Origin of the sequence: Microbacterium sp. CCH5-D1 (genome assembly GCF_001557335.1) — a bacterium.
In the GTDB taxonomy this organism is placed as follows: domain Bacteria; phylum Actinomycetota; class Actinomycetes; order Actinomycetales; family Microbacteriaceae; genus Microbacterium; species Microbacterium oxydans.
Genome location: NZ_LSJW01000028.1, coordinates 1 through 2125 on the forward strand (window position 1 = coordinate 1; position 2125 = coordinate 2125).

Here is a 2125-nt window from a genome sequence, read left to right on the forward strand (position 1 = left end):
CCGCCGCACCGGCGTACCGACCACGACGCCCGGCGCAGCAGCCGACCCCGCGGCGGAGTGGAGCGGATGGCGCCCGCCCGCAGCCCGCACCGACACCCGCCCCCGCGCCCGCTCCTACGGCCACCCCGGCGGATGGCGTCGTGAGCGCTACCTCGCACTCATCCGCGAATGGGCCGGCCGCGGCGTCGAGGTGCCCGATCCCTACGACCCCGCCCTCGTGCGCTCGGCTCCGCGCGATCTGCGTCGACTCCTCGCCGACGCCCTGGCAGAAGAGGCCACGGCCCGCACGGTGTCCGACCTCGGCATGGGCTTCACGGTGTGGCACGACGTCGCGGTGGGAGCGGATGCCGACGACAAGCTCGATCACGTGGTGCTCGGCCCATCCGGCCTGTACGGCGTGATGTCGGAGGACTTCGGCGGAGTGGTCGGCTTCCGTCGCGGAGAGATCACCGGCCCGAGCGTCGGCACCCGCGCACCGGTCACCGCGGCCCTGGGCCGGATGCGCGCCGTCGCCAAGGCAGCGCGCGTCAAGTTCGGCGGCGCGATCATCGTGCTGCCCGACGACGACCTCGCCCAGGCCGTCACCCCGCTCGGCACGAGTCGCGGAGTGCCGGTCGTCGTGGTGCGGCGCAGCGCGCTGGCGATGGTCCTGCGGCAAGGCGTCCCCCAGGGGCGCGCGATCGGCGGCAACGAGCTGTTCGACGTGCGCACGCGGCTGCAGCAGACCGTCCGCTTCGTCTGATCCCGCCTCTCGCCACGCGTGCGCGGAGCCGGGTTCACTGTCACGCGCAGCTAGACCCCCTTCCGGGGGCGTAGGTCGACGGGTAGCGTGCCCCCATGGCGATCACGGCTCGGACCAAGGACTGGCTGCTCGATTCCGATCCGGCGCTGCGCTGGCAGGTGGAACGCGACCTCCTGGGAGAACCGGAACGGGTGTGGCAGGCGACCCGGCGACGCGTGGCGACCGAGGGACTGGGTGCGGCACTGCTCGCGCATCAGGACGCCGACGGGCAGTGGGCCGGCGGAGCGCACTTCCCGGGCGGCTACTTCGAGACCGAGGAGGCGCGTCAGCCGATACAGCCCTGGACGGCCACGAGCTGGTCGTTGAATCAGCTTCGGGAATGGGGCGTCGAAGCCTCGGCGCTCGGAGACACAGCCGAGCGCCTTGCGCGCAACTGCCGATGGGAGTACGAGGATCTGCCGTTCTGGGGCGGTGAGGTCGACGTGTGCATCAACGCCTTCACGCTGGCGAACGGCGCCTGGTTGGGAGTCGATGTCTCCGAACTCGCCCGCTGGTTCCCGGCGCACCAGCTCGACGACGGCGGATGGAACTGCGAGGCGGAGGAGGGCGATTCCGTGCGCTCCTCGTTCCACTCGACCCTCAATGCGTTGCGCGGCATGCTGTCGTATGAGCGTCTCACCGGCGACGATTCCCTGCGCGAGGCGAGGCACCGGGGCGAGGAGTATCTGCTGCGCCGCCGACTGCTGTACCGCGAGTCGACGGGCGAGCTCGTCGGCCCGTTCGTCTCGCACTTCGTCTACCCGAGTCGGCACCAGTACAGCGCGCTGACCGCACTCGACCACTTCCGCGACGCCCGACTGCACGAGGGACGCGCGTCCGATCCGCGGATCACCGATGCGCTCGATCTCGTGAGGCGGTCACGTCAGGACGACGGCACCTGGCTGCAGGGCGCTGCGCTCCCCGGGCGCACCTGGTTCCCGGTCGATGCCGAGGAGGGAGCGCCGTCGCGATGGCTCACCCTCATCGGCACGCGCGTGCTCGACGGTGCAGACGGCCGCTGAGCCGTCCGCACCGACGAGCCGACGTCACGTCGTGCGCCGACGTCGCAGGAGAACGGCCCCGAGGAAGAGCATCAGTCCCCCGACCATGAGAGCGGCCGAGAGAGTGCCTCCCGTGACCGCCAGCGTGGGCGGCGGCGGCGGGAACACCCGCGTGGTCGTCTCCGACGGCGGCGGCACGATCGTTCCGCCGCCGGGCGGGACACCCGTCGCGGTGGCGACGTTGCGCACCTGGCCGCGACCGACGTCGGCGGTGGTGACGGTGTGTGGAGGCACCGTGCAGGTCATCTGCGCTCCCGAGCCGAGGCTCGTGGCGGGACAGGTG

At 72.0% G+C, this 2125-nt stretch carries 3 protein-coding genes; 2 read left to right on the top strand and 1 reads right to left on the bottom strand.

Translation table 11 applies throughout. The features are described 5' to 3' along the window. Nucleotides 1–742, top strand: a 742-nt coding sequence (locus AX744_RS20480; protein ID WP_061015217.1) for an NERD domain-containing protein, incomplete at its 5' end; no start/stop codon positions are given. 95 nt (nt 743–837) lie between these two features. Next, nucleotides 838–1803: a hypothetical protein gene (locus tag AX744_RS01750; RefSeq protein WP_061015218.1), complete on the top strand. Its 966-nt coding sequence runs from the start codon at nt 838–840 to the stop codon at nt 1801–1803. Nucleotides 1804–1827: 24 nt separating this feature from the next. Here AX744_RS01750 and AX744_RS01755 read toward each other — a convergent pair. Beyond that, nucleotides 1828–2125 (bottom strand): DUF7507 domain-containing protein (locus tag AX744_RS01755; RefSeq protein WP_231728719.1); only part of this gene is annotated, 298 nt, incomplete at its 5' end.

Bases quoted from the DNA above. Each gene is read 5' to 3' on its own strand.
- AX744_RS01750 (WP_061015218.1), top strand. From the start codon at position 838: ATGGCGATCACGGCTCGGACCAAGGACTGGCTGCTCGATTCCGATCCG.